At 63.1% G+C, this 539-nt stretch carries 1 protein-coding gene; it reads right to left on the bottom strand.

Features of this window, described 5'->3' with window-relative positions:
• On the bottom strand, positions 1-539 hold a 539-nt coding region (locus AC07XM_RS31095; RefSeq protein WP_495046090.1), incomplete at both ends, for a DUF6708 domain-containing protein.

Here is a 539-nt window from a genome sequence, read left to right as displayed (position 1 = left end):
TCAGGCCGTTTGCCGGGTTTGAGCTGCCAGCGGTAGGCATTGGCGAGCAGGCGCTCCTGGATTGCGGGTGGGTAGTCGCTCAGGGTGGTCACGGGTGGTACGGGCTTGCCGGGCAAGCCGGCCTCGCGGATTACTTTCGGCCAGCGCGGTCGCCAGCACAGCAGCAGGCTGAGCCAGTGGCCGGTGCCAACGATGACGAAAGCGGGCCACACGAACAGCAGGATAACTTTGAACAACCAGCTGCTTTTGCGGAAGAAACGCCCAAGCCCCTCGAACTGGGCGCTGAATGCCTGGATGGGTGATGGTAGTTGTGTGCTCAGGCGGGGGCGGGGGACGGCGTGGGGGCCTTCTTCCATGTAGCGGCGGATGAATTCCCACTCGTCACGCAGTTCGCTGCCGCCTTGGCCTTGCTTGCCGAGTAGGGCCATTTCCATGTGGGGAAGGCCGGTGCGGCTGGGGTGCCAGACTAGCCCTAGTCGCATGCCCAAGCTGAGTGAGTCATCTTCTGGGTCGATGGCTGTGCTTCCGGTTGTTTTCCA

The organism is Pseudomonas sp. GW460-LB5 (genome assembly GCF_059423245.1).
This window is presented reverse-complemented; position numbering and strand designations above follow the sequence as displayed.